The sequence below is a fragment of the Pseudoalteromonas sp. 23_GOM-1509m genome (genome assembly GCF_000518425.1).
GTDB classification, from domain to species: Bacteria; Pseudomonadota; Gammaproteobacteria; order Enterobacterales; family Alteromonadaceae; genus Pseudoalteromonas; species Pseudoalteromonas tetraodonis.
Genome location: NZ_JADO01000010.1, coordinates 67,178 through 92,818, shown reverse-complemented (window position 1 = coordinate 92,818; position 25,641 = coordinate 67,178). Strand labels below are relative to the sequence as shown.

The 25,641-nt window shown below is 40.0% G+C and carries 21 protein-coding genes, 5 tRNA genes and 1 other RNA gene; 20 read left to right on the top strand and 7 right to left on the bottom strand.

Annotated features, from left to right (window positions below; all coding sequences use genetic code 11):
• Positions 1 to 7 precede the first annotated feature (7 nt).
• The 4 genes from arcA to trmB form a co-directional block, all read right to left on the bottom strand.
• Positions 8 to 724, bottom strand: coding sequence for a two-component system response regulator ArcA (gene arcA / locus N523_RS0103945; protein WP_008110444.1), 717 nt, complete (start codon positions 722 to 724; stop codon positions 8 to 10).
• 459 nt (positions 725 to 1,183) lie between these two features.
• The gene (locus N523_RS0103940; protein ID WP_028834378.1) at positions 1,184 to 2,788 is read right to left on the bottom strand and encodes an ATP-binding protein; all 1,605 of its coding nucleotides are present in this window, start codon (positions 2,786 to 2,788) and stop codon (positions 1,184 to 1,186) included.
• 183 nt (positions 2,789 to 2,971) lie between these two features.
• Positions 2,972 to 3,997 (bottom strand): methyltransferase, encoded by a 1,026-nt coding sequence (locus N523_RS0103935; RefSeq protein WP_028834377.1) that lies wholly within the window; start codon positions 3,995 to 3,997, stop codon positions 2,972 to 2,974.
• A 36-nt stretch (positions 3,998 to 4,033) separates the two neighbouring features.
• Positions 4,034 to 4,759, bottom strand: a complete 726-nt coding sequence (trmB, locus tag N523_RS0103930; protein WP_028834376.1) for a tRNA (guanosine(46)-N7)-methyltransferase TrmB — start codon at positions 4,757 to 4,759, stop codon at positions 4,034 to 4,036.
• Between the two features lie 150 nt (positions 4,760 to 4,909).
• Here trmB and mutY point away from each other — a divergent pair, with 150 nt between their 5' ends.
• Both mutY and N523_RS0103920 read left to right on the top strand, forming a co-directional pair.
• Positions 4,910 to 5,971, top strand: coding sequence for an A/G-specific adenine glycosylase (mutY, locus tag N523_RS0103925; protein WP_028834375.1), 1,062 nt, complete (start codon positions 4,910 to 4,912; stop codon positions 5,969 to 5,971).
• Positions 5,972 to 6,004: 33 nt separating this feature from the next.
• Complete coding sequence (locus tag N523_RS0103920) at positions 6,005 to 6,277, top strand: oxidative damage protection protein (protein ID WP_013464143.1); 273 nt, start codon at positions 6,005 to 6,007, stop codon at positions 6,275 to 6,277.
• 58 nt (positions 6,278 to 6,335) lie between these two features.
• Here N523_RS0103920 and N523_RS0103915 read toward each other — a convergent pair whose 3' ends face one another.
• Entirely contained in the window at positions 6,336 to 9,119 is a 2,784-nt protein-coding gene (locus N523_RS0103915) for an ATP-binding protein (RefSeq protein ID WP_028834374.1), read from the bottom strand.
• 306 nt (positions 9,120 to 9,425) lie between these two features.
• Here N523_RS0103915 and N523_RS0103910 point away from each other — a divergent pair.
• The 8 genes from N523_RS0103910 to N523_RS0103875 all read left to right on the top strand — a co-directional run bounded on the left by N523_RS0103910 (position 9,426) and on the right by N523_RS0103875 (position 16,007).
• Positions 9,426 to 9,501: transfer RNA gene (locus N523_RS0103910), tRNA-Phe, on the top strand.
• A gap of 72 nt (positions 9,502 to 9,573) precedes the next feature.
• A tRNA-Thr gene (locus tag N523_RS0103905) sits at positions 9,574 to 9,649 on the top strand.
• Positions 9,650 to 9,690: 41 nt separating this feature from the next.
• Positions 9,691 to 9,766 (top strand) — tRNA-Phe (locus N523_RS0103900).
• 59 nt (positions 9,767 to 9,825) lie between these two features.
• A tRNA-Thr gene (locus tag N523_RS0103895) sits at positions 9,826 to 9,901 on the top strand.
• A gap of 40 nt (positions 9,902 to 9,941) precedes the next feature.
• Positions 9,942 to 10,017: transfer RNA gene (locus N523_RS0103890), tRNA-Phe, on the top strand.
• A 307-nt stretch (positions 10,018 to 10,324) separates the two neighbouring features.
• Positions 10,325 to 11,734, top strand: a complete 1,410-nt coding sequence (locus N523_RS0103885) for a TolC family protein (protein WP_028834373.1) — start codon at positions 10,325 to 10,327, stop codon at positions 11,732 to 11,734.
• Positions 11,731 to 12,927: an efflux RND transporter periplasmic adaptor subunit gene (locus N523_RS0103880; RefSeq protein WP_028834372.1), complete on the top strand. Its 1,197-nt coding sequence runs from the start codon at positions 11,731 to 11,733 to the stop codon at positions 12,925 to 12,927. Before N523_RS0103885 ends, N523_RS0103880 begins: the two co-directional genes overlap by 4 nt.
• Positions 12,924 to 16,007: an efflux RND transporter permease subunit gene (locus N523_RS0103875; protein ID WP_028834371.1), complete on the top strand. Its 3,084-nt coding sequence runs from the start codon at positions 12,924 to 12,926 to the stop codon at positions 16,005 to 16,007. The genes N523_RS0103880 and N523_RS0103875 overlap by 4 nt, the downstream gene beginning before the upstream one ends.
• Before the next feature lie 164 nt (positions 16,008 to 16,171).
• Here N523_RS0103875 and ssrS read toward each other — a convergent pair.
• Positions 16,172 to 16,355, bottom strand: a non-coding RNA gene (gene ssrS, locus N523_RS19270) — 6S RNA.
• A 538-nt stretch (positions 16,356 to 16,893) separates the two neighbouring features.
• Here ssrS and N523_RS0103870 point away from each other — a divergent pair.
• Genes N523_RS0103870 through N523_RS0103855 form a run of 4 tightly spaced genes read left to right on the top strand, consistent with a single transcriptional unit; the run spans position 16,894 to position 21,181 of the window.
• Positions 16,894 to 17,457 carry a UPF0149 family protein gene (locus N523_RS0103870; RefSeq protein WP_024600851.1) on the top strand — a complete coding sequence of 188 codons (564 nt, stop codon included), beginning with the start codon at positions 16,894 to 16,896 and terminating at the stop codon, positions 17,455 to 17,457.
• Between the two features lie 36 nt (positions 17,458 to 17,493).
• Entirely contained in the window at positions 17,494 to 18,816 is a 1,323-nt protein-coding gene (gene pepP / locus N523_RS0103865) for a Xaa-Pro aminopeptidase (protein ID WP_028834370.1), read from the top strand.
• Between the two features lie 14 nt (positions 18,817 to 18,830).
• Positions 18,831 to 20,018 (top strand): 2-octaprenyl-6-methoxyphenyl hydroxylase, encoded by a 1,188-nt coding sequence (gene ubiH / locus N523_RS0103860; protein WP_028834369.1) that lies wholly within the window; start codon positions 18,831 to 18,833, stop codon positions 20,016 to 20,018.
• Positions 20,015 to 21,181 carry an FAD-dependent monooxygenase gene (locus N523_RS0103855; RefSeq protein WP_028834368.1) on the top strand — a complete coding sequence of 389 codons (1,167 nt, stop codon included), beginning with the start codon at positions 20,015 to 20,017 and terminating at the stop codon, positions 21,179 to 21,181. Before ubiH ends, N523_RS0103855 begins: the two co-directional genes overlap by 4 nt.
• A gap of 160 nt (positions 21,182 to 21,341) precedes the next feature.
• On the opposite strand, the gene N523_RS0103850 is transcribed toward N523_RS0103855, so the two are convergent.
• Positions 21,342 to 22,541 carry an alpha/beta hydrolase-fold protein gene (locus N523_RS0103850; protein WP_028834367.1) on the bottom strand — a complete coding sequence of 400 codons (1,200 nt, stop codon included), beginning with the start codon at positions 22,539 to 22,541 and terminating at the stop codon, positions 21,342 to 21,344.
• A 416-nt stretch (positions 22,542 to 22,957) separates the two neighbouring features.
• On the opposite strand from N523_RS0103850, the gene rpsF reads away from it, so the two are divergent.
• The 6 genes from rpsF (at position 22,958) to N523_RS0103820 (ending at position 25,636) form a co-directional block, all read left to right on the top strand.
• Positions 22,958 to 23,299 carry a 30S ribosomal protein S6 gene (rpsF, locus tag N523_RS0103845; protein ID WP_008110420.1) on the top strand — a complete coding sequence of 114 codons (342 nt, stop codon included), beginning with the start codon at positions 22,958 to 22,960 and terminating at the stop codon, positions 23,297 to 23,299.
• Between the two features lie 43 nt (positions 23,300 to 23,342).
• Entirely contained in the window at positions 23,343 to 23,660 is a 318-nt protein-coding gene (gene priB, locus N523_RS0103840) for a primosomal replication protein N (protein ID WP_008466122.1), read from the top strand.
• Between the two features lie 12 nt (positions 23,661 to 23,672).
• Positions 23,673 to 23,900, top strand: a complete 228-nt coding sequence (gene rpsR, locus N523_RS0103835) for a 30S ribosomal protein S18 (protein WP_002962753.1) — start codon at positions 23,673 to 23,675, stop codon at positions 23,898 to 23,900.
• Positions 23,901 to 23,936: 36 nt separating this feature from the next.
• The gene (rplI, locus tag N523_RS0103830; RefSeq protein ID WP_008110407.1) at positions 23,937 to 24,389 is read left to right on the top strand and encodes a 50S ribosomal protein L9; all 453 of its coding nucleotides are present in this window, start codon (positions 23,937 to 23,939) and stop codon (positions 24,387 to 24,389) included.
• 223 nt (positions 24,390 to 24,612) lie between these two features.
• Complete coding sequence (locus N523_RS0103825; RefSeq protein WP_028834366.1) at positions 24,613 to 25,164, top strand: RNA polymerase sigma factor; 552 nt, start codon at positions 24,613 to 24,615, stop codon at positions 25,162 to 25,164.
• Positions 25,157 to 25,636: a hypothetical protein gene (locus tag N523_RS0103820; protein ID WP_016900128.1), complete on the top strand. Its 480-nt coding sequence runs from the start codon at positions 25,157 to 25,159 to the stop codon at positions 25,634 to 25,636. Before N523_RS0103825 ends, N523_RS0103820 begins: the two co-directional genes overlap by 8 nt.
• The last annotated feature ends 5 nt before the right edge of the window (positions 25,637 to 25,641 follow it).

Here is a 25,641-nt window from a genome sequence, read left to right as displayed (position 1 = left end):
TAACTAATTAGCTGTCGATTTTACCAATGAAACGGTAACCTTCACCATGGATGGTGCTGATTAACTCAGATGTTGAGTTGTCGCTTTCAAAGTGTTTGCGGATACGACGAATTGTTACGTCAACCGTACGGTCGTTAGCGCGAAGCTCTCGGCCAGTCATGTGTTTAATTAGTTGCTCACGGCTAAATATACGACCCGGAGAGTCAAGCATTAAACGCAGTGCTCTGTATTCGCCTTTAGGTAGACGTTTCGCGTCTCCGTTTGGAGAAGTAAGGCAACGACTGTTTTCGTCAAGTTCCCAACCGTTAAAGGTGATCACGCCATTTGTTTCAATAGCAGACTCTTCACCACCTAATGCAGTACGCGTAATTAAGTTACGAGCACGAATAGTTAATTCACGCGGGTTGAAAGGCTTAGTAATATAGTCATCAGCACCAATTTCAAGACCTAAAATACGGTCTACATCGTTGTCACGGCCTGTTAAGAAAATAAGACCAACTTTGCGTTTTTGGCGTAATTCGCGAGCTAAAATAAGCCCGTTTTTACCTGGCAGGTTGATGTCCATAACTACAAGATTGACGTCATCGTTATTTGTAAGCTTATCATGCATATCATCGCCATCAATGGCTTCAATAACTTTGTAACCTTCGGCTTCAAATAAACTAACGAGGTTTAGTCTAGTTACGTCTTCATCCTCTACGATCAGAATGACTGGCGTTTGCATTTTTAATTAACCTTTTTGGAGTGTGTTTTATTTTAAAATCGGTGTGATCATCAAAACCGACTACTAGAATTATAGGATTATATCTAAATGTTAACAAGTAAAAACAAATTAGATAAAAACAGCTGCGCGCCCAAACCTACTTTGACGTATTATTAAAAACCGCGGCTTAATTGATACTTAACGTTGGATGTATAATTTGAATTATAAAGTCGAAGCCATTTCCCTTTAATAATTGATACATCCATCAACCACCTAAAGATACTTAAAATAATCAGACTAATTCAAAACGAAATTATATCACTTTACAATTTTTCATCAATGTATGTGATATGTTAAACACAATTAAGTTCATTAATTGTGTGAAAATACAGCATTAATGGTACAACTGTTCAATGAGTGCTGTCTTAGTATGGTCATAAAGTCGTAATTCAAGAGCAGACAACGGATTTATTTCACTTTTTAAAATAGCGTAATAATAAATCGTGCTCCTGATTGATACTCAGTATCTAACACAATTTCTCCAGCCAAAGCCTGGGTCACTAAGTTATAAACTAAATGCATGCCTAATCCACTGGCTCCTTGACCGCGTTTTGAAGTAACAAAGGGGTCAAAAATTTTCGCTCTTATGTTGCTCTCTACACCTAGGCCGTTATCGGTGTAGGTAATTTGTGTTTTTGTGTTTGTTGCCACAATATCAATTTGCACTACATTGTCACCGCCAGCTACAAATCCGTGTAGTAGGGAGTTTAAAATTAGTTGATGGAAAACTTGCTGCAGTGGCCCTTTTTTACTTTCAACGGTTAAATCTGCTGGACAATTTATAAGAACTTTAGGATTTTTTATTCTTAATTCTTGCCCCATAGACAATAATGTATCGTTTATGAGCTGCTGTAAGTGAACGGTGCTAGTGATTTCATCATCTTTGATCACGGCCACTTTTTTAAAGTTAGAAATAAGCTCTGCGACACGGTTTAAACTACTGTAGATGAGGTCTAAGTTTTCAATGCCATCGTTAGTAAATTGCTCAAATTGACTGGCAGTCAATGACTTATTTTGAAAGTTAATTTGTAGCTCCGCGAGTTTATCCCTTAGTAAAGTAGAACCGGTGATCCCAAGCCCTATAGGGGTATTTACCTCATGAGCTACACCTGCCACCATTTGCCCTAATGAAGCCATTTTTTTGTTTTCGACAATTTGAGTTTGGTATTGGTGCATCTTTTCAAGTGTAGATAGCAACTCTTTATTTGCTTCTCTGAGCGCGATGGTTCGTTGGCTTACTTTTTCTTCAAGATTTGAGTTTAGTAGCTTAATTTCTTTTTTATCTTCTTCGTGGCGCTCTATTTGTCTTTGTGTTCGCGCCAGCATTACATTTAAGCTGTTAGAAAGCCGGGTTATTTCAGTTAAGTTTGTTAAAGGCGCCCGGGCGTAGTAGTTATGATTTTTAGCTATGTTTTGCAGTAACAAGCTTAAGTTTTCTATTGGGCTGGCTATCCTTTTTTGTAGCCTTAAAATAATCAAAGAGATGAAGATAAGTATTAAAGCGATAATGGCAATATCAATTATAATTTTTTTAGTGATAAGCTCATTTAAGTTATCCAAGCTGCCCCTAATATACACATAACCCAGTAACTGATCATTATTGAGTATTGGAGTAATGTATTCAATAAACTCATCACCTACTTGGGGTTCTATAAAGTCGTTAATACTGTCTGTTTTGATTGGTACAGGTGGCGATTTTCGGGCATTAAAACTGGTAAAAAATACTGGTTTTCTTGTTTGCTCATCTAGCGCATAAATATGTAAGTTTGTAACCGATGAGACTTGTTGAAGAAGCTTTAACCGCCTTTCTTCTGCAGGTCTATTTTTATTTAGTAATGACGGCATTGCATCAAAGGCAATGATCTCTGACACCAGCACAAGTTTACTAATCAGCTGCTTTTTTTGCTCTTGTGTACTTAAGTAAGTAGAAATAGAAAGAGATAATAGCAAACAGATGGCTGTTATAAGCATGATGGTTTTAAACAATATGCTACGAATGCTATTTTGCTCTACAGTTTTAGGCATTGCGAGAGGGTCATCCGTGTCAATTGTGAATGTAATAAATACTAGTTTAGCAAAAACAGGAAAAAGTGAAGCAAAAAGATTAGCTTAATTACACTATTTATTCTCAGTTAATCTACGTCATAAAGTAAATATGCGGCTAATATACCGCATATTTATGTTTTGATAGGGGATTAATAATAAGTTTTAGCTACTGTATACAGCAAACTTATTATTCTTAAACACCGTTTGATAACTATCAAATTGGGCTTCTAAAATAGGTGGATATTTTAAAAAGCTATTAGCAACAATAGTGAGCTTACCTGTTTTAGTTAGGTGCTGTTTAGCATTATTTAAAAACGATTCGGCCACTGTGTAGTCAGTTGCAATACCGGTATGAAATGGTGGGTTACTAATAATTAAATCAAACTTACCTGCAATGCTGTTTAAACCATCGCTCAGTACGGCTTCACCATTAACGTTATTAAGTTTAAGCGTTTGTGTTGTTGCATAGGCAGCTAGTGCGCTTACATCACTACATGTAAATGTAAGAGCCGGATTTTTTAGCCCTAAAAACGTAGCAATAAGCCCCGCGCCACAACCAAAATCAAGAACGTTACCGTGTTTTAAATTTGGTGCATTTTCTAGTAGCATTTTAGTGCCGGTATCAAGGGCGCCATGGTTAAACACGCCAGGAATACTTACAGCAGTAAACTCAATATCACTTACGTTTACCACAAACTCTTTGTGGTAAGTACTAATATCAAATGTTGAATTAAGGGTTATTTCTGAAAATGAATATAAAACGCAGTGTTTTGCAGAGTCAATTTTATTACTAAACGCCGTTTTACCGGCGAGTTGCTTTTCAATTGATTTTACACCGCTTTTGTTTTCGCCAACGACTAGCAGCTCAGCTTCTTTACTTATCACTGCGCGTATGTTGTCTAATGCCATTAATAGCTCGGGCTTAGACTTGGGGTAATAAAGAATTACTAAATCATATTCACCGGCGCTAATCGTGTGATTAACTTCTACATTTATACCCGATATGTTTTTAGCAAATTCACCATTTGCATGGTTATAGTTAAAAGCCGTTATTTTACTTTGTGGGTTGAGCGTTTTTAGCTCATTTAAAAAGCCATCTTGAACAAAGTTGACCACCAATATTGATTTACCTTTTATCTCCTCGCTGTTGCGAAGTAATAATAGGCTCGGATTGGTTAATACGCTCATAAATGGCTTTACCTTACTTGATTATTTAATTAACGGTTATTTAGTACGTTCGAACATTAAATCCCATACGCCATGGCCTAAACGATGGCCACGTTGTTCAAATTTAGTCAGCGGACGTAAATCAGGACGAGGTACATAGTCGTTAGTCTCTGATTGGTTTTTGTAACCAGGTGCTGCTTGCATTACTTCAAGCATATGCTCTGCATAGTTTTCCCAATCGGTTGCCATATGAAAAACGCCGCCAATTTTTAATTTAGAACGTAGCTTTTCTGCAAACTCAGTTTGTACAATACGGCGCTTATGGTGACGCTTTTTGTGCCATGGATCAGGAAAGAACAATTGTAAGGTCGATAAGCTTTCATCACTTATACAATCTGCAAGGACTTCAACGGCGTCGTGTTCAAATACACGAAGATTAGTAAGGCCTGCTTCGTCGGCATCCATTAAGCACGCGCCAACGCCTGGGCGATGTACTTCTATACCGATAAAGTTAAGATGTGGTGCATTTTTTGCCATTTCAACCAATGACTTGCCCATACCAAAGCCAATTTCTAACACTACATCATTGTCATTGCCAAATACTGCGTTTAAATCAAGCAGGCCGTTTTTATGCTCAAGCCCCATTGTTGGCCAGCATTTTTCGATTGCAGCGGCTTGGCCTTTGGTTAATCGGCCTTCGCGTTTTACAAAACTACGAATAGTGCGGATATACTTACCTTCTTGCTTAGCTTGCTCAAGGTTGTTGTTACTTGATTCACTCATATTATTGGCCTGACAAAACAATGTGTTTAAAAATGGTTGCGTATTATCCCTGACCCGCGCGGGGTTGACAAGCTCTAGGGCGTTATAGCTTGATCTTTTCAACAACTACAATAGACTGAGCCGCCATTAAGCATTAGTAAAAAAGTAAATATGTTGGATTTAAAAAAGCAGCAGTCTGATTGGTTTTCTAACCAAGTAGTTGATTGGTATCATCTCCATGGGCGCAAAACATTGCCATGGCAATTAGCTAAAACGCCTTATAAAGTGTGGGTGTCTGAGGTGATGTTGCAGCAAACCCAAGTTGTGACTGTTATTCCCTATTTCGAAAAGTTTATGCAAAGCTTTCCCGATATTATTGCTTTAGCAAATGCTGATGAAGATCAGGTTCTGCATCACTGGACTGGTCTAGGTTACTATGCACGCGCGCGCAACTTGCATAAAACGGCCAAAATAGTGCGAGACAAATATCAAGGCCAGTTTCCCAGCACACTTGAAGAGGTAATGGATTTACCCGGAATAGGACGCTCCACTGCGGGTGCTGTTTTATCTTTATCTTTGGGGCAGCATCATCCTATTCTTGATGGCAATGTAAAAAGGGTGCTTGCACGATTTTTCATGGTTGAAGGTTGGTATGGCGTCAAAAAGGTAGAAAATCAGCTGTGGCATTTAAGTGAACAACTCACCCCTAAAAATAATGTGACTGAGTTTAATCAAGCTATGATGGATTTAGGGGCAAGCCTTTGTTCACGAAGTCGTTTTGACTGTGAAGCATGCCCATTAAAAACACAATGTGGTGCTTTTAATGCGGATAAGGTTAAAGCGTTCCCACATTCTAAACCTAAAAAAGCAGTGCCTAAAAAAAGTTGTCATCAGTTAATTATTAAACATAACGACAAAGTACTCATGGAAAAACGCCCAAGTAGTGGCATTTGGGGGGGATTATTTGGATTTTTTGAATTTAATGAGCACAGTGAGCTCGATACTTTTTTAGCACAGCAAGGGCTAAAAAGTGAGCTTGAGATATTAGCGCCTTTTAGCCATGTGTTCTCACATTTTGAGCTAACCATAAACCCACATGTGCTCAATGTTCAGCAAATCCCTGATGTGGTGAACGACAAGCAATTAATATGGTATCCACTTGATCAATCAATAGAGGTGGGTTTAGCTGCACCGACTAAAAAGTTGGTTAAACAAATGAGCCCAATAGGTTAAACTAGCAGCATTTAGCGTTAGAGAGAATAAATCATGGCACGTACTGTATTTTGTCAAAAGTTACAAAAAGAAGCTGAAGGCCTTGGATTTCAACTTTATCCTGGGGAAATTGGCGAAAAGATTTTTAATAATATATCTAAAGAAGCATGGGGACAGTGGCAGCATAAACAAACGATGCTGATCAACGAAAAGCATTTAAATATGATGGACCCAGAACATCGTACCTTTTTAGAAGAGCAAATGGTTGGCTTTTTATTTGAAGGAAAAGAGGTTGAGATTGAAGGCTATAAGCCAGTAGAAAAATAATCGTTAAAAAAGGGCTATAAAAGCCCTTTTTTGTTGTGCATACCTATGAACAGTTTAGTTAAATCAAGTCATCTTGTTGATCGTGGTTTCTAATTTGTTCTTTTAAAAATTGTGCTGCTCTTGAATATTCAATTTCGAGCTCATCTCTCATCTCAATTAACTCATCGGCATTGATTTCATCAGCCTTACACTTATCCTCAAATGACTGCGCTAAATCAGCCACAATATTAGCCCCCACTGTTTTTGATATAGATTTCAATTGATGGCAGGCAGCTATAATTTCACTTTGACTCTTTTGTAGTACCGCAAAGTTGATTGATTTAATTTGTTCTTGGCTTTGCTCTAAATACATTTTAAAGAAGCGAATTTTTTTAGCATCATCGCCATTTATATATTTGTTGGCAGACTCCATGTTAATAGGCATGGCTGGCTTTTCAGCTGAGCTAATTTGTTTTGGCTGTTTATTATCTATATCGCTCCATTGATTTAATATGTCCTCAAGCGCATTTAACTCAATCGGTTTAGTTATAAAGTCATTAATTCCCACAGCTAAACAGCGCTCTCTTTCGCCTTTTAAGGCATTGGCTGTTACAGCAATAATATAAGGTTGAGCGTCGATTGCTTCTAACAGTGCCGCTTCTTCTCTAATCTTTTCAACCATATCGTAGCCAGACATTTTCGGCATATGTAAATCGGTTAGGATGAGCGAATAGCTGTTTTTACGCCACATCTCTATGCCTTCCTCACCATTATTCGCTACTTCCACACTATACCCTAATATGTGTAACTGCTCGGTAAGTACTTCTTGGTTTAATAAGTTATCTTCTACCAGTAAAACAAGCCTATTTGCAGCGAGTGCTTCTTCTGAATTTAAGTAATGATTCATGCTTTTAGCTTTTTTTATTTGCTTAGGTTTATGTAAGCCCGCCGCAACCAAAATTGAAAGCATAAAGTTAGATTTACACAGTGGTGAAGCATTAATATAAAAAATATTTTCATGATTAATAACGGCTTCATCTAGCTTACTTAATACCACCATTTGCTGATTATTATCTTCTAGTGAGTAAAGTAAACTTCTTAGCAAAGTGCTAATACTGCTCATGTCGTCAATACCATCGACAACCCAAATAATATCTTTTGTGTCTTGATGATCTTCTATATCTTTTTGCTCATGGGCATAGGTTATTTTGGCACCCATGAATGACAAGTAACGATAAATTACCTTGCCGCGTTCAGCATTGTCACTAACAACAACAACATGTTTATTATTGAGTGTATTTTTATGAGCAAATTCAGTTTTACCTGCCGTTGAAAAAGGCAGTTCAACGGTAAACTCACTACCAATCCCCTCATGGCTTGTAACATGTATAGTACCAAGCATTAGCTCGGTTAAGCTTTTACAAATTGAAAGCCCAAGTCCTGTACCGCCAAATTCTCGGGTAATTGAGCTTTCAGCTTGAGTAAACGGGCTGAATATTTTCCTTAATTGAGACTGACTCATTCCTTTACCGTTATCAACTACACAAAAACGGAGTGTAAAATGATCGGCAGTGTTGTGTGCAACTTCAACCGATATTTTCACCCTACCTTGAGTAGAGCCGTTAGTGCTGGTAAATTTAATGGCATTGCTACATAAGTTATAAAGTACTTGGCGAACCCTGACTGAGTCGCCCATAAGGTTATTAGGAATATCGGGTGCAATTGATAAATCGAGTTCTAGGTGACGGTTTTTTGCAACAGACGATAACACCTTTGCGACTTCTTCTAGCGTATCTGCAACAGAGAAGGGAGTCGGGTCTATATTGAGCTTTCCTGCTTCAATTTTAGAAAAATCCAAAATATCATCTAAGATACTGAGTAACGAAAATGCAGATTCACGAATAATTGTACTTAAACGTTGCTGTGCACCATCAAGTTCTGTTTGACGAAGTAAATCAATGGTACCGATTACGCCATTCATTGGTGTTCTTATTTCATGACTCATAGTGGCTAAAAAGGTGGTTTTAGTTTCACTGGCTTTTAGCGCTTTTTGCGTTTGTTTTTCTAACTCAAATGTTCTGCTTTGTACTTCTGTTTCAAGGCTTGTTTGTAATTTTTTTAATTCTTTTTTCGCCGCTTGATCGTCAGCTTGAACCTTACTCACCTTTTTGAGTAACAAATTAACTTGTTGAGCTACCGTTTCTAAACCACCCTCTAGTTGCTCATTTAGGGTGCTTTGATAGTTATCATTTTGCGTAATTTCTTTTAGTTCTTGAGTAAGTGAATCAGTATTTTTATGTAATCGCTTGTTAATGTACTTATTCAACATGAGTGCTAATACAAACAGCACTACCAGTGCAGCAAAGGCAACAAAATAGGCATTTAGTGGTGAGTGTTGATTTGATGGTGTAACTGAGGACTGTGTTTGCTCAATAATAAGCTCTCCAATTACCTGTCCCTCTGATGAGATCAAATGATGAAGAGTATTTTGTTCTTTAATATGTTTATTAACAGCTAAAGGCGCAATTGCTTTACTGTTATTGCTATAAACTAACTCGGCTTGATTATTGGCATTAAAACGGTGGAGCGTATATTTATAATCATCATTGAGTAAGGTGGTTATATCGAGTAATTGTGTGACCTTGTCTTGCCCGTATATTGTTAATGCTTCTGCTAAAGGCTGATCAAGACGCTCAGCAAGTTTTGTTAACGATAAAGTAGAGGTTGGAGCAGATGCATTGTTATCAGCATTACTTTGTGAATAAAGCACAAAGGCGACTACAAATAATGCGGTTATTATAAGGTTACTAACTAAGAATAAAGGTAGTAGGCCTTTTATTGCTGAAGAGGGCTTGCTCTGCATGAATTTTCCTGTGGTCTTATTATTAAAACGGTAAGCCTGTACCGAAAGTTATTATTCAATCGTAACACCTAAAAAAAATAATTCACTACGTTTTTTAAACTCTTTTGTTGGATAAATACACTGTATTAACGAAAATAGCCTCGAGTTGTTTGAAAACCGTTCAAACGATTATAAAGAATAAAAAAAAAGTTGACTTGTAGGGGCAAAACTCGTTTAATACGCCGCACGCCCAGATAGCCAGTCAGTAGAGCTAGCTGGGAATTGCATTAAAAATCCGTTAAGATTTTTAATTAGCACTGTTTAAGTGCCTCGATAGCTCAGTTGGTAGAGCAGAGGATTGAAAATCCTCGTGTCCCTGGTTCGATTCCGGGTCGAGGCACCATTATTAAAGTAATAGTGTTTCAAATCATAAGATTAAACATTATTACACGTGCCTTAGCACACAGTTTAGTGTGCCGACTTAGCTCAGCTGGTAGAGCAACTGACTTGTAATCAGTAGGTCAACCGTTCGACTCGGTTAGTCGGCACCATTTATTTAAATAGTTAATTTAACTATTTGCACTGTTTAAGTGCCTCGATAGCTCAGTTGGTAGAGCAGAGGATTGAAAATCCTCGTGTCCCTGGTTCGATTCCGGGTCGAGGCACCATTTATTAAAAGTTATCAATCTTTAAAATTGATAAAGTGCCTTAGCACACAGTTTAGTGTGCCGACTTAGCTCAGCTGGTAGAGCAACTGACTTGTAATCAGTAGGTCAACCGTTCGACTCGGTTAGTCGGCACCATTTATTTAAATAGTTAATTTAACTATTGCACTGTTTAAGTGCCTCGATAGCTCAGTTGGTAGAGCAGAGGATTGAAAATCCTCGTGTCCCTGGTTCGATTCCGGGTCGAGGCACCATTTATACAAAGCCCCGCTAATGCGGGGCTTTTTTGTTTCTAAGTTTTTCTCTATCCTGCTCTATTTTTCCAGTATGTCATAAACAGTAAGTCCCTCTGTCCTTTTCGTACCTCTTTGAGATCTTTATTCAGCTTTTTTGACTAAAAATTAGGTTGTTAATTTATTTGTGATCAAAATGTTAATGCTTGGCGTATCAACGGCACTTATAATTTCATCGCAAAGTATGTAATGTTATGTAAAGTCAATTGAGCAACGTTTGCTAAAGTGCTTGAATAACATTCATAAATAGCATTAATCAGGTTTAAACATGATGTGGCAATATAAGCCATCTTTATTGGCAATAAGTATTATGCTGCTAAGTGGTTGTGCGAGTAACTTAAACCCGCAACTGCGTGAGCAAGCACCGAATACACTTCCAGAACAGTGGCAACAAACAGCTGTTGAATCAGTAGTTGCTGTCAACGACACATGGTTGAATAAACTTGCTTCACCAACATTAAAGCAGCTAGTTACTCAAGCGCTAAAAAACAATCAGCAACTATTGCAAAACCGTTTTGATGTAGAAATACAAAAACAGCAATTAATTGTCACTGGTGCCGCTTTATGGCCCAGTTTAGATATTTCAACGCGAGTAGGGCGAAGCAAAGATAATCGTCCGGTTAGTTATAATAACTCAAGCTCTGTATCGTTAGAGTTAGGTTATGAAATTGATTTATGGGGTAAACTCTCTGATGTAAAGCGTAGAGACAACCTCAACTACCTTGCTCAGCAAGCTCGCTATGAGCAAACTAAACAACAGCTTATTGCAGATGTTATAACAAATTGGTTTAACTTAATCAGTGCAGAGCAATTACTTGATTTGTTTAAGCGCAGAGAAGCTAACGCCCAGCAAAACCTTGAGATTATTGAGTCGGGTTATCGCCAAGGTTTAAATGAAGCGTTAGATGTTTATTTAGCTCGCAATGAGTTAAACAATGAACGCTCCCGTATAGCAACCCAAAAAGCAAATTTGACTCAAGCTGCACGTAGCCTTGAGCGTTTATTGGGGGAGTATCCAAAAGGATTGATAGCAGCGAATAACGACCTACCTGTAATTAATGACGACATTCCTCTTGGTTTACCGTCGGAGCTTATTACTCGCAAACCTGCGTTGCGTGCTAGTTGGTATCAGTTATTAGCCAGCGACGCTTCGCTTGCGTATGCGCATAAACAGCGTTTTCCGAGTTTAAATTTAGCGGCAGGTTTAAGCGATAGCACTAACAGGGTAAGCGACTTATTTTCTGCTTCAAGTCTTGCTTGGTCACTTATTGGTAGTATTTCAGCGCCTATTTTTGACGCTGGGCGACTCGCTGCGAACGAGGAAATAGCCAGTTTACAAACGCAAAAGCAAGAGCAAGCCTATCTGCAATCTTTATATGATGCATTTGGTGATGTTGAAAATGCTATTACCCAACAACAATCTTTAAAGGCACGCTACCAAAGCACCTTGCAGGCACAAGAAAATGCCTTAGCAGCAGAGCAATTATCGTTTGAACAATATCAAAGTGGTTTAGTGAGCTACACCACCGTATTAGATGCACAAGCACGCTCGTTTGATGCACAAAGTTCACTGATTGAAATTAAAAACCAATTACTCACAAATCGCATTAAATTACATGTTGCTCTTGGGGGCGACTTTGCAAAATCAAGATCCGCACAGGATGAGCAAGCACTATGAAACTCAACAAACAAAAAATAATTGTTCCCGCTGCTATCATTATAGCGACCATTTTTTTGGTGATGTTTATTAAAGGAAACCCGCCTAAAGCATCACGTTTTTCAGCACCGCCAAAAGCAAAAATTAATGTAGCGGTAAAACCATTGCAGTTAATTGACTACCCCGTTGAAATTGATAGCTTTGGCACGGTTAAACCACGAACTCAAAGTATGTTGGTGGCTCAGGTTTCTGGACTGATTATTGATATAAATGAGCAGTTCCGCGAAGGCGGCTTTTTTGAAAAAGGCGATGTGTTACTTCAGTTAGATGATCGCGATTTAAAAGCAGAAGTTAAATCAGCACAAGCTAATTTGCTCAATGCCGAGCAAAACTTATTAGAAGAGCAAGCGCGAGGCCGACAAGCGCTTACTGATTGGCAACGTCTAGGCAATGAGTCTGAACCGAGTATTTTAGTACTTAGAAAGCCACAGCTAGCTGCAGCGCAAGCACAGGTTTTGTCAGCACAAGCACAATTGGAAAAAGCGCAACTAAATCTTGAACGTACTAAAATTAAAGCCCCTTATGCTGGGCGAGTATTAAACCGCAGCGTTGATTTAGGTCAGGTGGTATCTAACAATATGCAGTTGGCGACAATTTATGCAACCGACAGTGTTGAAATACGCTTACCGATAAAGAATAAAGATCTGCCTTTTATTAATTTACCTGAGCAATATCGAGATGGTGCTAAAAATCAGCGTGGCTCAGCGGTTAATTTCACTTCAGATTTAATTGGCGAGCAACAATGGCAAGGCCAACTTATTCGTACGGAGGGCGCAATAGATGAAAGTGCTCAGCAATTGTATGTGGTGGCTAAAATTAATGACCCTTATAAATCAACCAGTGATAATCAATACCCAGTAAAAATAGGCCAATACGTTAAAGCTAAAATTAATGGCAAAGTCGCCTCTCAGGTACTCGTTATTCCCAATAGTGCGATATATCAAGGCAGTTATGTTTATGTGGTTGAAAATGGCACACTACAGCGTAAAAATATTGCTTTAGCGTGGCAAAATGCGCTGCAAGGCATTGTGAGTAAAGGTCTTGAAGCGGGTAGTCAATTAGTGCTGACGCCACTGGGGCAAGTGAGTTCAGGTACGCCAGTGCAGATAATGGATGCGACTCCTAAAGCACAAAAACCAGGAGAGCAACCATGATCGCTTGGTTTACTCGTAACCATGTGGCTGCCAACTTATTGCTAATTAGTATTGTGTTGGGCGGCCTATTCAGCCTGTCTTCTAAGTTACCATTAGAGGTGTTTCCCTCGTTTGTTTCTGATCGTATAAATATTAGTGTGAGTTTACGTGGTTCAACCCCAGAAGATGCTGAAAAAGGGGTCACCATACGAATAGAAGAAGCATTACAAGATCTCGAAGGTATTAAACAAATATCGAGCCGCTCTTCTGAGGGGTCATCACAAGTAAGCGTTGAGGTTGATACTGGCTACGACGAGCGTGAATTGTTAGCGGATATAAAGAGCCGTGTCGATGCCATTAATACCTTTCCAGCCGATGCAGAAAAACCAGTAATAGGGTTAATCCAGCGTAAGCGTGAAGTAATAGCAGTCACTGTTTCAAGTGACTACAACGAAAAAGAAACCCTAGAATATGCAGAGCAAGTCCGTGATGAATTACTGCGTATTCCGGCGATTACCCAAGTTGAACTTAGTGGCGTACGTAATTATGAGCTGGCAATCGAAGTAAGCCAAGATACGCTGCGCCAATACGATTTAACCTTGGCGCAAATATCCAGTGCCATTGCCAATTCAAGTTCTGATATTTCAGCAGGAAACCTTAAAACAGAGGGCGGCGATGTACTTATTCGCTCTAAAGGGCAAGCTTACCGCAAAGATGAATTTGCAAGCATTGTGATAAAAAATCAAGCCGATGGCACTATTATTCGCTTAAGTGATATTGCAACCATTAACGATGATTTTGAAGAAACCCCCGTGCGCACCCGCTTTAATGGCAAACAAGCCGCATTTATCGATGTGTACCGCATTGGTCCGCAAAGTGCGATAGAAGTGGCCGATGCAGTTAAAAACTATATTACCAGTGAGCAAGCTAATTTACCGCAAGGGTTTTATTTAAGCTATTGGGATGATGACTCCGAGGTAGTAAAAAGCCGTATTGCCACCCTAACTAGCAATGCTTTACAGGGCGGTATTTTGGTACTGGGGTTACTGACATTATTTTTAAGACCTGCCATCGCGTTTTGGGTATTTATTGGTATTCCGGTTTCATTTATGGGCGCGTTTATGGCAATGGCCGCCTTTGGCGTGACCATAAATGTGATCAGCTTATTTGGTTTTATATTGGTGCTAGGGATTGTGGTGGACGATGCCATTGTTACCGGTGAAAACGTGTATACCCATTTAAAAACTGCCAAATCGGGCGAAGAGGCTGCTATAAAAGGAACTCAAGAAGTAGCCACGCCAGTTACATTTGGCGTGTTAACCACCGTGGCCGCTTTTTTACCCTTAGGTTTTATAGAAGGCGCGCGAGGCGCTATTTTTGCGCAAATACCGGTGGTGGTTATTCCGGTATTATTGTTTTCATTGATTGAATCTAAATTTGTGCTGCCAGCGCATTTAAAATATATCAAACTGCGCCAGCAAAAAGGCAAAGGTTCTAAATTAGAGCAACTCCAACAACGTTTTGCAGATGGTTTTGAGCATGCCATTTTAAAATATTACCAACCCGTATTAGGGCTAGCGCTACGCAACAAACTGGCCACAGTCAGTTTATTTATGGGCGTGTTTTTAATTATTTTAACCATGATCACCAGTGGTTGGACTAAGTTTATTTTCTTCCCACGTATTCCCAGTGAAACAGTTCGGGTTAATTTAACTTTTCCTGCGGGAACACCGTTTGAAGTCACGAATAAATACATTATTGATATGTCAGATAAAGCCAGAGAGCTTCAGCGTAAGTATCAAGATGAAGAAACAGGGCAAAGTATTATCCTTAATATTTTAGCCAGCACTGGCGGGCGAGGCGGTGCGGCTAATTCGGGTAGTGTGCGCTTTGAAATCACCCCAGCAGAACAACGAGAGTCTGATATTGGTTCGCGTGAGTTGGTAAAAGAGTGGCGGCAATTAATAGGGGTGATCCCTGGGGCTGAAAGTCTCACATTTAGAGCAGAAATAGGTAGAAGCTCAAACCCAATTGATATTCAATTATCGGGTAATTCCATAACCACACTGCAAACAGTGGCTGAGCAAATTAAACAACGATTGGCCACTTATCCAAGCGTGTTTGATATTGCCGATAGCATGTCTGATGGTAAAGAAGAGCTACAAATAGAGCTAACAGAGCAAGGGCTTGCACTTGGATTAAATAGAGTTGATGTATCAAGACAAGTGCGTAACTCGTTTTTTGGTGTACAAGTACAGCGCATTCAACGCGGGCGTGATGATGTGCGCGTTATGGTGCGCTTACCTATAGATGAAAGGCGCTCAGTTGCTGATTTAAAAGATATATTAATACAAACGCCTAATGGTGGGCGAGTGCCGCTGTCACACGTGGCCACTTTAGTACCGGGTCAAAGCCCATCAACCATTACCCGTATTGATCGTTACCGTACTCTTAATGTGTCGGCGGATGTAGAAAAAACCGATACCAATATGACCGTGCTTCAAGCTGATTTAAAAACCTACTTAGATGAACTTGTGCAACAATATCCAGGTGTAAGCCATTCATTAGAAGGTGAAGCCAAAGAGCAGCGCGAATCGTTTGGTTCATTATTGTGGGGAATGGTATTTGTATTTTTTGTAATTTATGGATTGCTCGCAATTCCCTTTAAATCGTACTTACAGCCACTGGTGGTGATGAGCATTATTCCTTTTGGCATGATTGGCGCAGTAATTGGCCATTGGATCATGGCTATGGAGCTTACCATTATGAGTTTGCTGGGAATGCTCGCGTTAATTGGGGTCGTGGTGAACGACTCGTTAGTATTGGTTGATTTTATTAATAAAAAGCGCAGTGAAGGGCTCGATTTAATGGAAGCTGTTAAAACCGCCGGCGTAGCGCGTTTTCGACCGGTTATGCTAACTAGTTTAACCACCTTTATAGGCTTAATGCCGCTGCTGTTTGAAAAGGCGACTCAGGCGCAGTTTTTAATTCCTATGGCAGTAAGCCTAGGTTTTGGGATTATATTTGCGACCTTTATAACCTTATTACTCGTTCCGGTTAACTATATGCTGATGGAGCGCTTTCAAGACTGGTTTAAGTAAGTGCAGACTACATAGATAAGTAGAGGTTTCAGGCACTAAGTTTCAGGTACTAGTAAGTAAAGCATCGGACTGTAAAAAATTCAGTTCGGTGTTTTTTATAATAACTAGGTGATTAATAAAATAAGGATATAAAAGTAATTGCTGGGGAATTAAAGTTATTGGAGGTGTTCCCCGAGAATGCGGTGCCCGGTGTCAGTCCTGAAACCTTGAGGTTTCAGGGCGGAAATCTGCGGTTTACCGTAGGCTTCTCGGTACATGCCGAGCTTGCACAATAGTAGACGAACAAAAATCCTGGTATAAAATTTATCGGCTCAGGGACTTAACCAAGCTCCTGCACCCCAGGGAACAAATTCAGTATATAAGACATATTCCAATCCTTAAACCCCAAACGTAAAAAATTAAACCGTTCGCTCAGTTTTCCTGCAAATTTAGGGTCTGTTGACCTTTGCGGATTAAAATTTGTTCAAACTAGGGGCGGTTTAATCGCGGCGCGAGGTTTGTAACCTAGTGGGCTAAGTAAAAACCGAGCAAAGCTTCCGCGTCCTGCTCACGCCCCTTACCTACATCCATGTAGGCAACAAAGAGTAAATCGCCCCTAGGCAGAACTCTTCGGGCAGCGCCTGTTTGGCATTGATGCTGCGTTATCGCCTATTTATGGGGAATAACCACACCACATAGGCTCTGCCTTGCCTAAATACCAAACAGACTGCTGCAAATTTAACCTTGAAGGGTCAACAGACCCTAATCTTGTATTTACTTTTAAGATTGCTTTTTGAACTTAATCAGCTTTTCAATCGCTTGCTTTTGACCTCAGTCATAGAATTCATTGGAGTTGCTTTTTATCGAGTGGTAGCATTGCTTTAATTAGCAAAGCGAAGACGTCATTATGAATAACTTACCAGATTACGAAAAAGCCCAACTTCTTTTAGAGAAAAACGAAATATTTGTATCACCTGCTGAAGCGCATGGCGTTATTAGCGGTTTACTTGCTTGTGGGCTAAGCATTGACGATAAAGAATACTTAGGCTTACTGAGCGACGTATTTAATGATGGCGAGTCGTTTAGCAACGATTTAAAACAGTTTTTTGGTAAAGTTTATCAACAAGTTGTTGAAAGCTTTAACAATGAAGAGTTTCAATTTGATTTGTTTTTACCGAGTGATGACGAAACACTCATCGATCAAGCCAATGGGCTCGTATCATGGGTAGCTGGGTTTATGCTGGGCTTTGGCTTAAAGCAAAAAGACTATGGCAAGCTGTCGGCAGATGTAAAAGAAGTGATTAGCGACTTTAGCGAAATTACGCGCCTTGATACAACCTTTGAAGAAACCGAAGAAGATAGCCAAGCACTGCATGAAGTGATTGAGTACGTACGCGTATCGGCGTTACTATGTTTTGCTGAACTTGGCAAAGAGCAAAACCCACAAAGCAATAAAAAAACACTGCATTAATTTAGTAATACAACAAAAGTAATGGGTTAGTTATTAATGGTTGAAATACAAAAGTCAGAGTTTAAAGCGCGCCGCGAGCGTTTATTGGCGGCAATGGATAGCAACAGTATTGCGATAATTCCTGCTGCAACCGAGCTCACACGTAGCCGAGATACTCATTATCCGTTTCGACAAGACAGTGACTTTTTTTACTTAACTGGTTTTAACGAACCCGATGCGGTATTGGTGTTATGCAAAGACAGTGATACGCCTTCTATATTGTTTTGTTTAGATAAAGATAAACTTGCAGAGGTATGGCACGGCAGGCGCATTGGTTTTGAAAAAGCGCAAAGCGAATACTTATTCGACAAAACTTATGCATTAAGTGAACTAAACGAACAATTATTGAATTTGGTGAACGGCCAACAGATTTTATTTTATGCACAAGGGACGTATCCTGCCTTTGACGGCAAAGTATTTTCAATGCTCAATACTTTGCGCAGTGCCCCCAAAAAAGGCGATACAGCACCGAGTACAATTAAAGATATTCGCCCGTTATTACATGAAATGCGCCTATTTAAATCGCCAAGCGAAATTAACATTATGCGTGAAGGCTGCGAAATAAGTGCCCGAGCACACATGCGTGCCATGCGCTTTTCCCACGTTGGCGCAACCGAGTTTCAATTAGAGGCAGAGCTTCATCATCACTATGCGATGAATGGGGCGCCACATCCAGCTTATGGCACCATTGTCGGTAGTGGCGATAACGCTAATATTTTGCACTACACCCAAAACAGCGATGTATTAAACAATGGCGACCTAGTGCTGATTGATTCAGGTTGTGAGCTACAAGGTTACGCAGCCGACATTACCCGTACTTTCCCCGTTAATGGTAAATTTAGCACCGAGCAAGCTGCGCTTTATAATATTGTGCTTAAAGCGCAAGAAGTCGCATTTAGCGAAGTAAAGCCCGGTGGCTACTTATCGCAGGCTAATAAACTCGCTATGCAAGTGCTAACCCAAGGTTTACTCGATTTAGGTATTTTAACCGGCGACTTTGATGAGCTAATGGCGCAAGGAGCCTGTAAAGAATACTACATGCATGGTCTTGGCCATTGGTTAGGACTCGATGTTCACGATGTGGGCGATTACAAGGTTAATAACCAAGAGCGTGCTTTTGAACCTGGTATGGTACTGACCATTGAACCTGGGCTTTATATTAATAAAGATTCAAACGCACCCAAAAAATACCAAGGCATAGGTATTCGTATTGAAGATAACTTATTAGTAACTGAGTCTGGTCACGAAAACTTAACGATTACCGTGCCTAAAAAAATTAGCGAAATAGAAGCGTTAATGCAAAGCGCTAAAAACGCATAAGCTTGGAGATAAAAGTGGCTAAGCAGTTTGATGTTGTAGTTATTGGCGGTGGTTTAGTTGGCGCAAGTTGCGCACTGAGCATAAGTAAAAAAAATCCCAGCCTACATATTGCCGTGGTTGAAGCAAATCAAGTAACCACAGATTATCACCCAAGTTTTGACGACAGAAGCATCGCACTTGCACAGCAGTCGGTGGAGTATTTACAAAGCCTCAGTTTATTTGAAATAAACGCTCCCTATGCGGCAGCCATAAAAAAAGTCAGTGTGTCAGACAAAGGGCACTTTGGTAAAACTCATATACACAGTGATGAGTTTGCAAAACCCTCATTAGGCTATGTGGTAGAGGTAAACCCATTTGGCAGAGCGCTGCATCAACGTTTAACGCAATCAAATATATCGCTTTTTTGCCCTAATAGCGTAACGGCGATAAAACAAAATACCGAAAGTAATGAACTGACATTACAAAGCAGCGAAAAACTAAGTGCTAAGCTGTTAGTGATTGCCGACGGTGCACAATCGCCAACCCGTCACTTGCTAGGCTTAGGTTTCAATACCCAGCCTTATGAACAAGGCGCGATTATTGCCAATATAGAAGTGGCTGGTGGACATAACCATCATGCGTTTGAGCGTTTTACTCAAAACGGCCCAATGGCCTTATTACCCATGAGTAATAACCGTTATTCGTTAGTATGGTGTATGCGTCAAGAGCATATTGAGCAGCATATGGCATTAAGTGAGTCAGACTTTTTAAGCGTACTGCAAACCACCTTTGGTTATCGTGCAGGGCAATTTATAAAAGTCGGTATGCGCGCCAGTTATCCGCTGGTTTATGGGCAAATAGAATCGTTAACAGCGCACCGTACTGTGGTAATAGGTAACGCGGCACATGCCATTCACCCAATTGCAGGTCAAGGCTTTAATTTAGGGCTGCGCGACGTACAAGTGTTTAGTGACTTAATAGCAAACAGTGAACACGATTTAGGTAGTTATGCCTTTACTCGTCAATATTCAATTAAGCGCAGTGATGATATAAAAACCGTAATGACATTGACCGATGCACTGGTTCGACTTTTTTCAAACTCATCACGGGTGTTAGCGCTTGGTCGTAGTATTGGGCTATTTTCAATGGATTTATTCCCCGCATTTAAAGCCCCATTGGCTAAACAGTTAATGGGACAAGTTAAACAAGGTACACGTTTATGAAACAAGTACAGGTTTGTATAGTGGGTGGTGGCTGCGTAGGTTTAACGCTGGCGCTAGGGCTTGCTAAAGCGAATATCAGTGTGGTTGTGTTAGATGCAGCGCCAACTCAAGCTCCACCGAGCGATGACTATGGTTTACGTGTAAGCGCATTGAGTATTGCCAGCCAAACTTTGCTCGAGCAGTTAAATGTATGGCCACACATAATAGCTGAGCGTGCTTGTGCTTATACGCACATGGATGTACGCGATGCCGACAGCTTTGGAAAAATAGCCTTTAATAACGAGCAACTTGAGCTTGAGCATTTAGGCCACATTGTTGAAAACGATATTATTCGCTTTGCACTAATAAAAGAGCTTGAGCAGCAAAGTAATGCCACACTCATGTTTAATACCGAGTATCAGCAAATACACCAAAGCGAGTCTGATGTATTTATTAATTTAAAAACTGGCGAACCTATTATTGCTAAGTTGCTGGTGGCGGCTGATGGTGCAAATTCAGCGATTCGTAAACAGTTTAATATGGCGCTGAGCTTTAAAGATTACGATCACCATGCGTTAGTAGCGACAGTTAAAACCAAAGAGTCACATGCAAATACCGCACGCCAAGTGTTTTTACCTACAGGGCCGCTAGCGTTCTTGCCATTGAGCGATGAGCATAATCATTCAATTGTGTGGTCTACCAGCCCTAATCATTGTGATGAATTGTTAGCAATGGACGACACCACTTTTAATAAAGCAGTTATGGCTGCAATAGATGGCCAATGCGGTTTATGTGAAGTGCAAAGTAAGCGCGTCGCGTTCCCACTTAAAATGCGTTATGCCCAGCAATGGGTAAATGGCAACGTGGTGCTAATGGGCGATGCAGCGCATACCATTCATCCATTAGCAGGGCTGGGTATGAACCTAGGTCTAAAAGATGCGGCTTATTTAATTGAGCTACTAAGTCAAGACGCCAAAGAATTTGCAAGTACTCGTACACTGCGTGATTACGAGCGCACCCGTAAACTCGATGCACAAAAACACATCGCCATGATGCAAGGGCTAAAAGAGCTATTTGAAGGTGCAAACCCGGTTAAAAAGCTGATTCGTGGAGTAGGGCTTTCGTTAGTTGATAACTTGGGCCCAATCAAACACCTATTCGCTAAAGAAGCGATAGGGAAGTGATAAAGACAAGCGGTCAGTTTTTAGCTGTCAGCTTTCAGCCAAAGAAAAACCGATGTTTAGTTTAAGCATCGGTTTTTTTATAGGCTAATGCTTTCTTTAGTGTAGGCGTACAGTTTGCTGACGCGACGATCGAAGCTCGTAATGCTTTTAAATTAATGAGCTACAAATTCTCTTTTGCTTCATTCACCATATCTTGTAGTGCATCAACTAACAGTGGATCTCGCGAGTTTTGTTTAGCAAGCTTTAGTGCATGTTTCATACTGGTAGCGGCTTCTTTAAACTGTTTGTCAGCCGTGTAACCTTGCGATAATCGCATGTAGGAGTATGCAGCATTAGGATAATCGCGAGTAAAGTGTTTAAGTGTTGTTATCGCTTTTTTAGTGTTGCCAAATTTCTGCTGGCTATGAGCAAATTCTACGTACACATCTTGTGGAATTTTAAGCTCAAATCCGTACTTATCACTAAGTGCTTGGTAATAACCGGTAATCAATGATACATCCGCAAATTTTCCGTGCTCGTCAGTCACTTTAAATATTAGGTCGCTAAATAAGTGAATTAGGCTATCGCTAAGTGCTGGAAGTATGGTGCCCATATGAGTAAAAGTGGGATAATGCTTATATTTCCATTTTAGCTGCGTGGGCATTTGTTGCTCTAAATTTACTAAAGTATTTAATACGCCGGTATAAAAGCGTGCGCCTTCACTTGCAACACTAATAAATAACGCTTGAGCGCCTTTGGGGTTTTTAGTGTATTTAATAATATTACTTTTTAACTCTTCATCACTCCACCAACTATTTGGGCTTATAGCGATGTAGTTGTTAAATAGTGCCGGTTGATTAACTAAAGTATAAAGCGCTAATGTACCAGCATTAGAATGACCAATTAAGGTGTTGTAACCATTAGTTGGGTAGTTGCTATTTATATAGGGCATGAGCTCATCAGACACAAACTTTAAAAAATTATCGGTTTGCCCTGCGTCAGGCCATTTATTTTTAACAAAGGTTTGAAACTCCGTTTTAGGCTCACCTTGTACTTTAGGTAAGTAATCTCGAACGCGGTTGGTTGTATCAATAGCAACAAGCATTGCATTAGGTATCTGCTCGTAATCAATGAGGGATTTTATAACGCCAGACGCCGTATGAAAGTGCTCAACACCATCAAGTAAATAAATAACATAGAGCGGCTGATCGTCTTTTACATTTTCAGGTATGAATATTCTGATAGGTCTGTCTTCGTTAAGTATTTTTGATTGTAGAATGACCTTTTTACCCACGGTTATGTCGGTTGTAGCGGTATCTGCATAGCTTAAAAAAGGTGTACTAAAAGTAAGTATTAACACAAGCGATAGTAAAAGCTTCATAAATATCCTTATTAAATAATGTGTTGTTTAATAATTGCACGGCTTTAGATTTGAGTAAATGTTTATATTTTAGGGGCAAATGTAGGGCTTAAGTAATTAAAAGCTTCGCTTTTCAAGCGAGCAAGTTCGCGCCTACCTAGTAAATATTAAACACTTATCTTTATTTTACTTATTGATATAAAGGGAGCATCCAATAATCTCTTCCCGAACCCCGAACCCCGAACCCCGAACCCCGAACCCCGAAGCCCGACCCCCGAAGCCCGAACCCTTATCTATTAAAGCTTAAAAAACCTGCTTGCTTAATTATCCTACTAAGCGTAAAATGCGCGCTCATTTCGGCTTTTAAACTATTAATTCCTTGCCTTAAACCGACCGGCCGAAACGGTAGAAGGCTCTATTAACCGTAAGGAATATCCATGCGTCATTACGAAATCGTATTCATGGTTCACCCTGATCAGAGTGAGCAAGTATCTGGTATGATCGAACGTTATACTGGTTCTATCACTGAAGCAGGTGGTACTATCCACCGTCTTGAAGACTGGGGCCGTCGTCAACTGGCTTACCCAATCAACAAGCTTCATAAAGCTCATTATGTTCTTATGAACGTTGAAGCACCAACTGAAGTAATCAGCGAGCTAGAAACTACTTTCCGCTACAACGATGCAGTGCTTCGTAACTTAGTTATGCGTACTAAAAACGCTGTAACTGAAGCGTCTCCTCTTGTAAGAGAAGAGAAGAAAGAAGCACCAGCTGCTTAATTGTTTTGAGTCCTAGCATGGCACGTAGTCAGCAGTTACTATAATGGTTAGCCCATATACGAATCAGCTGGTTATATCGGGGGTTGTTTGTAAAACACCCAAGTTTAGCCAAAGCCCCGCGGGCATACCGCATTGTATTTTTGTTGTAGAACATAAATCAATGCAAGTTGAAGCAGATCTTAACCGTAATAGTTATGTTAGGCTTCAGGTGGTTGCCAGTGGTAAGCAAATGCAACAACAGACTCAACATTTGCACGTTGGGCAGGCATTGCAAGTGAGTGGTTTTTTAAATCGCCACGAAGGTCGTAACGGCCTTAGCCAATTGGTTTTGCATGCTCAGCATATAGAAAGAATTATTTGAGGAATTAATCTCATGGCACGTTATTTCAGACGTCGTAAGTTCTGCCGCTTTAAAGCGGAAGGCGTACAACAAATCGATTACAAAGATCTAGCTACTCTTAGAAACTATGTTACAGAAAGTGGCAAAATCGTACCTAGCCGTATCACAGGTACTAGCGCTAAATACCAGCGCCAGCTAGCAACTGCTATTAAGCGTGCTCGCTACTTAGCCCTTCTTCCATACACTGACTTACATAAGTAAGCAGCGGATTAACACGTTTTTAAAAGGTGTAGAAACATGCAAGTTATTCTACTAGATAAGATCGCTAACCTAGGTGGCCTAGGTGACCAGGTTGTTGTTAAATCTGGCTTCGCACGTAACTTCCTTTTCCCACAAGGTAAGGCAGTTCCTGCAACTAAAGCAAACATTGAAACGTTTGACGCACGTCGCGCAGAACTAGAAGCAAAAATCGCTGAACAGTTAACTGCAGCACAAGCACGCGCTGACAAACTTGAAGCATTAGCAGAAGTTACATTAGTATCTAAAGCTGGTGACGAAGGTAAATTATTCGGTTCAATCGGTACTCGTGACATCGCTGACGCTATCTCAGCTGTTGGTGTTGAAGTTGCTAAATCAGAAGTTCGTTTACCTCTAGGTACTATCCGTGAGACTGGCGAATTTGACGTTGCAATCGCAGTACACTCAGACGTAACAGCTACTATTAAAGTAATCGTTATTGCTGAAGCTTAATTTTTAAAATTAAGTTAAAAAAAACCGTGCTTTGCACGGTTTTTTTGTGTTTAAAATTTATAACCCAAAGTAATAAATTGTTTGTTGTGGATTAAATCAAACACTTTTCTAAGTTAAACCTTTATTTTCAAAAAAAATTTTATTTCATTTAAACCTTTCTATTTCTCCTCGCGTCTAATAAGTTAAATTGCAATTACATAATTATAAACAGGAAAAATTTGCGATGTTAATGGACGCTAATCAGCCAATAACTGATCAAGTGCAGCAAATGCTTATTGATCAAGTTAAAAACGGCGACCAGTTAGCCTATAAAGCGCTCTATGACATGCATAAAGCAAAAGTTTATGGCTTATGCCTGAGGCTAATTGCCGATGAGGGGCATGCGCAAGATGCAACTCAAGAAGTATTTGTACAGGTATGGCACAAAATAGCGCAATTTGATGGGCGTTCGCAATTTTCTACCTGGCTTTACAGTGTCACCAGTAATATTGCTATTAGCTATGTGCGTAAGCAAAAACATTGGGTTAATAAAGTTATTAGCTTTGAACAAAGCGGTATGGATGAGCAATCTGCAAATGACTGCAATGGCTTAAATGGCTTAGATAAATTAATCGTTAGGCTGCCTGATCGCGCAAGAATGGTATTTGTACTGTATGCCGTTGAAGGTTATAGGCATGAAGAAATAGCAACCTTGCTAGGCATGGCTGTAGGCTCTAGTAAGGCGCAATATCATCGTGCAAGGCAATTATTAAAACAGTGGTACGAAAATGAGTAAAACAAATTTTGATGACTACTTAAATGAGTCGCTAACACAATTAAATAAAAATATAACACCCGATAAAGAGCTCTGGGATGGGATTGAGCGCGCCATAATGACTAATAAGCAGGCAAGCACAGTTAAGAGTGTAGTTTGGCCGAAGCTAACTGCTATTGCAGCATGTTGTGTGGCTGCTTTGGTTAGCACTATGGTGTTTTTTACATCTCCAGAGACAAATACCGCTGTGGCGATGAGTGATTTTTTTACTAAGCAAAAACAAAGTTTACTTGTTCAATACCAAAGCCAAGCTGCACTAACAGATAACTGGCAAGTACAGCTACAAGAACTTGAAGATGCTGAGCAGGCTATAAAGCAAACACTTGAAAATGAACCACAAAATAAGGCGCTACTGTCTATGTTAGCGCAAGTATATCAACAACAACTCGACTTAATTAACAAGGTGCATGCACCGCGTTGGCAACAAATCTAGGAGAA

What these genes read in the sequence shown, in the direction of transcription:
- arcA (WP_008110444.1), bottom strand. Translation starts at nt 724, where the DNA reads ATGCAAACGCCAGTCATTCTGATCGTAGAGGATGAAGACGTAACTAGA.
- N523_RS0103940 (WP_028834378.1), bottom strand. Translation starts at nt 2,788, where the DNA reads ATGCCTAAAACTGTAGAGCAAAATAGCATTCGTAGCATATTGTTTAAA.
- N523_RS0103935 (WP_028834377.1), bottom strand. Translation starts at nt 3,997, where the DNA reads ATGAGCGTATTAACCAATCCGAGCCTATTATTACTTCGCAACAGCGAG.
- trmB (WP_028834376.1), bottom strand. Translation starts at nt 4,759, where the DNA reads ATGAGTGAATCAAGTAACAACAACCTTGAGCAAGCTAAGCAAGAAGGT.
- mutY (WP_028834375.1), top strand. Translation starts at nt 4,910, where the DNA reads ATGTTGGATTTAAAAAAGCAGCAGTCTGATTGGTTTTCTAACCAAGTA.
- N523_RS0103920 (WP_013464143.1), top strand. Translation starts at nt 6,005, where the DNA reads ATGGCACGTACTGTATTTTGTCAAAAGTTACAAAAAGAAGCTGAAGGC.
- N523_RS0103915 (WP_028834374.1), bottom strand. Translation starts at nt 9,119, where the DNA reads ATGCAGAGCAAGCCCTCTTCAGCAATAAAAGGCCTACTACCTTTATTC.
- N523_RS0103885 (WP_028834373.1), top strand. Translation starts at nt 10,325, where the DNA reads ATGATGTGGCAATATAAGCCATCTTTATTGGCAATAAGTATTATGCTG.
- N523_RS0103880 (WP_028834372.1), top strand. Translation starts at nt 11,731, where the DNA reads ATGAAACTCAACAAACAAAAAATAATTGTTCCCGCTGCTATCATTATA.
- N523_RS0103875 (WP_028834371.1), top strand. Translation starts at nt 12,924, where the DNA reads ATGATCGCTTGGTTTACTCGTAACCATGTGGCTGCCAACTTATTGCTA.
- N523_RS0103870 (WP_024600851.1), top strand. Translation starts at nt 16,894, where the DNA reads ATGAATAACTTACCAGATTACGAAAAAGCCCAACTTCTTTTAGAGAAA.
- pepP (WP_028834370.1), top strand. Translation starts at nt 17,494, where the DNA reads ATGGTTGAAATACAAAAGTCAGAGTTTAAAGCGCGCCGCGAGCGTTTA.
- N523_RS0103855 (WP_028834368.1), top strand. Translation starts at nt 20,015, where the DNA reads ATGAAACAAGTACAGGTTTGTATAGTGGGTGGTGGCTGCGTAGGTTTA.
- N523_RS0103850 (WP_028834367.1), bottom strand. Translation starts at nt 22,541, where the DNA reads ATGAAGCTTTTACTATCGCTTGTGTTAATACTTACTTTTAGTACACCT.
- rpsF (WP_008110420.1), top strand. Translation starts at nt 22,958, where the DNA reads ATGCGTCATTACGAAATCGTATTCATGGTTCACCCTGATCAGAGTGAG.
- priB (WP_008466122.1), top strand. Translation starts at nt 23,343, where the DNA reads ATGGTTAGCCCATATACGAATCAGCTGGTTATATCGGGGGTTGTTTGT.
- rpsR (WP_002962753.1), top strand. Translation starts at nt 23,673, where the DNA reads ATGGCACGTTATTTCAGACGTCGTAAGTTCTGCCGCTTTAAAGCGGAA.
- rplI (WP_008110407.1), top strand. Translation starts at nt 23,937, where the DNA reads ATGCAAGTTATTCTACTAGATAAGATCGCTAACCTAGGTGGCCTAGGT.
- N523_RS0103825 (WP_028834366.1), top strand. Translation starts at nt 24,613, where the DNA reads ATGTTAATGGACGCTAATCAGCCAATAACTGATCAAGTGCAGCAAATG.
- N523_RS0103820 (WP_016900128.1), top strand. Translation starts at nt 25,157, where the DNA reads ATGAGTAAAACAAATTTTGATGACTACTTAAATGAGTCGCTAACACAA.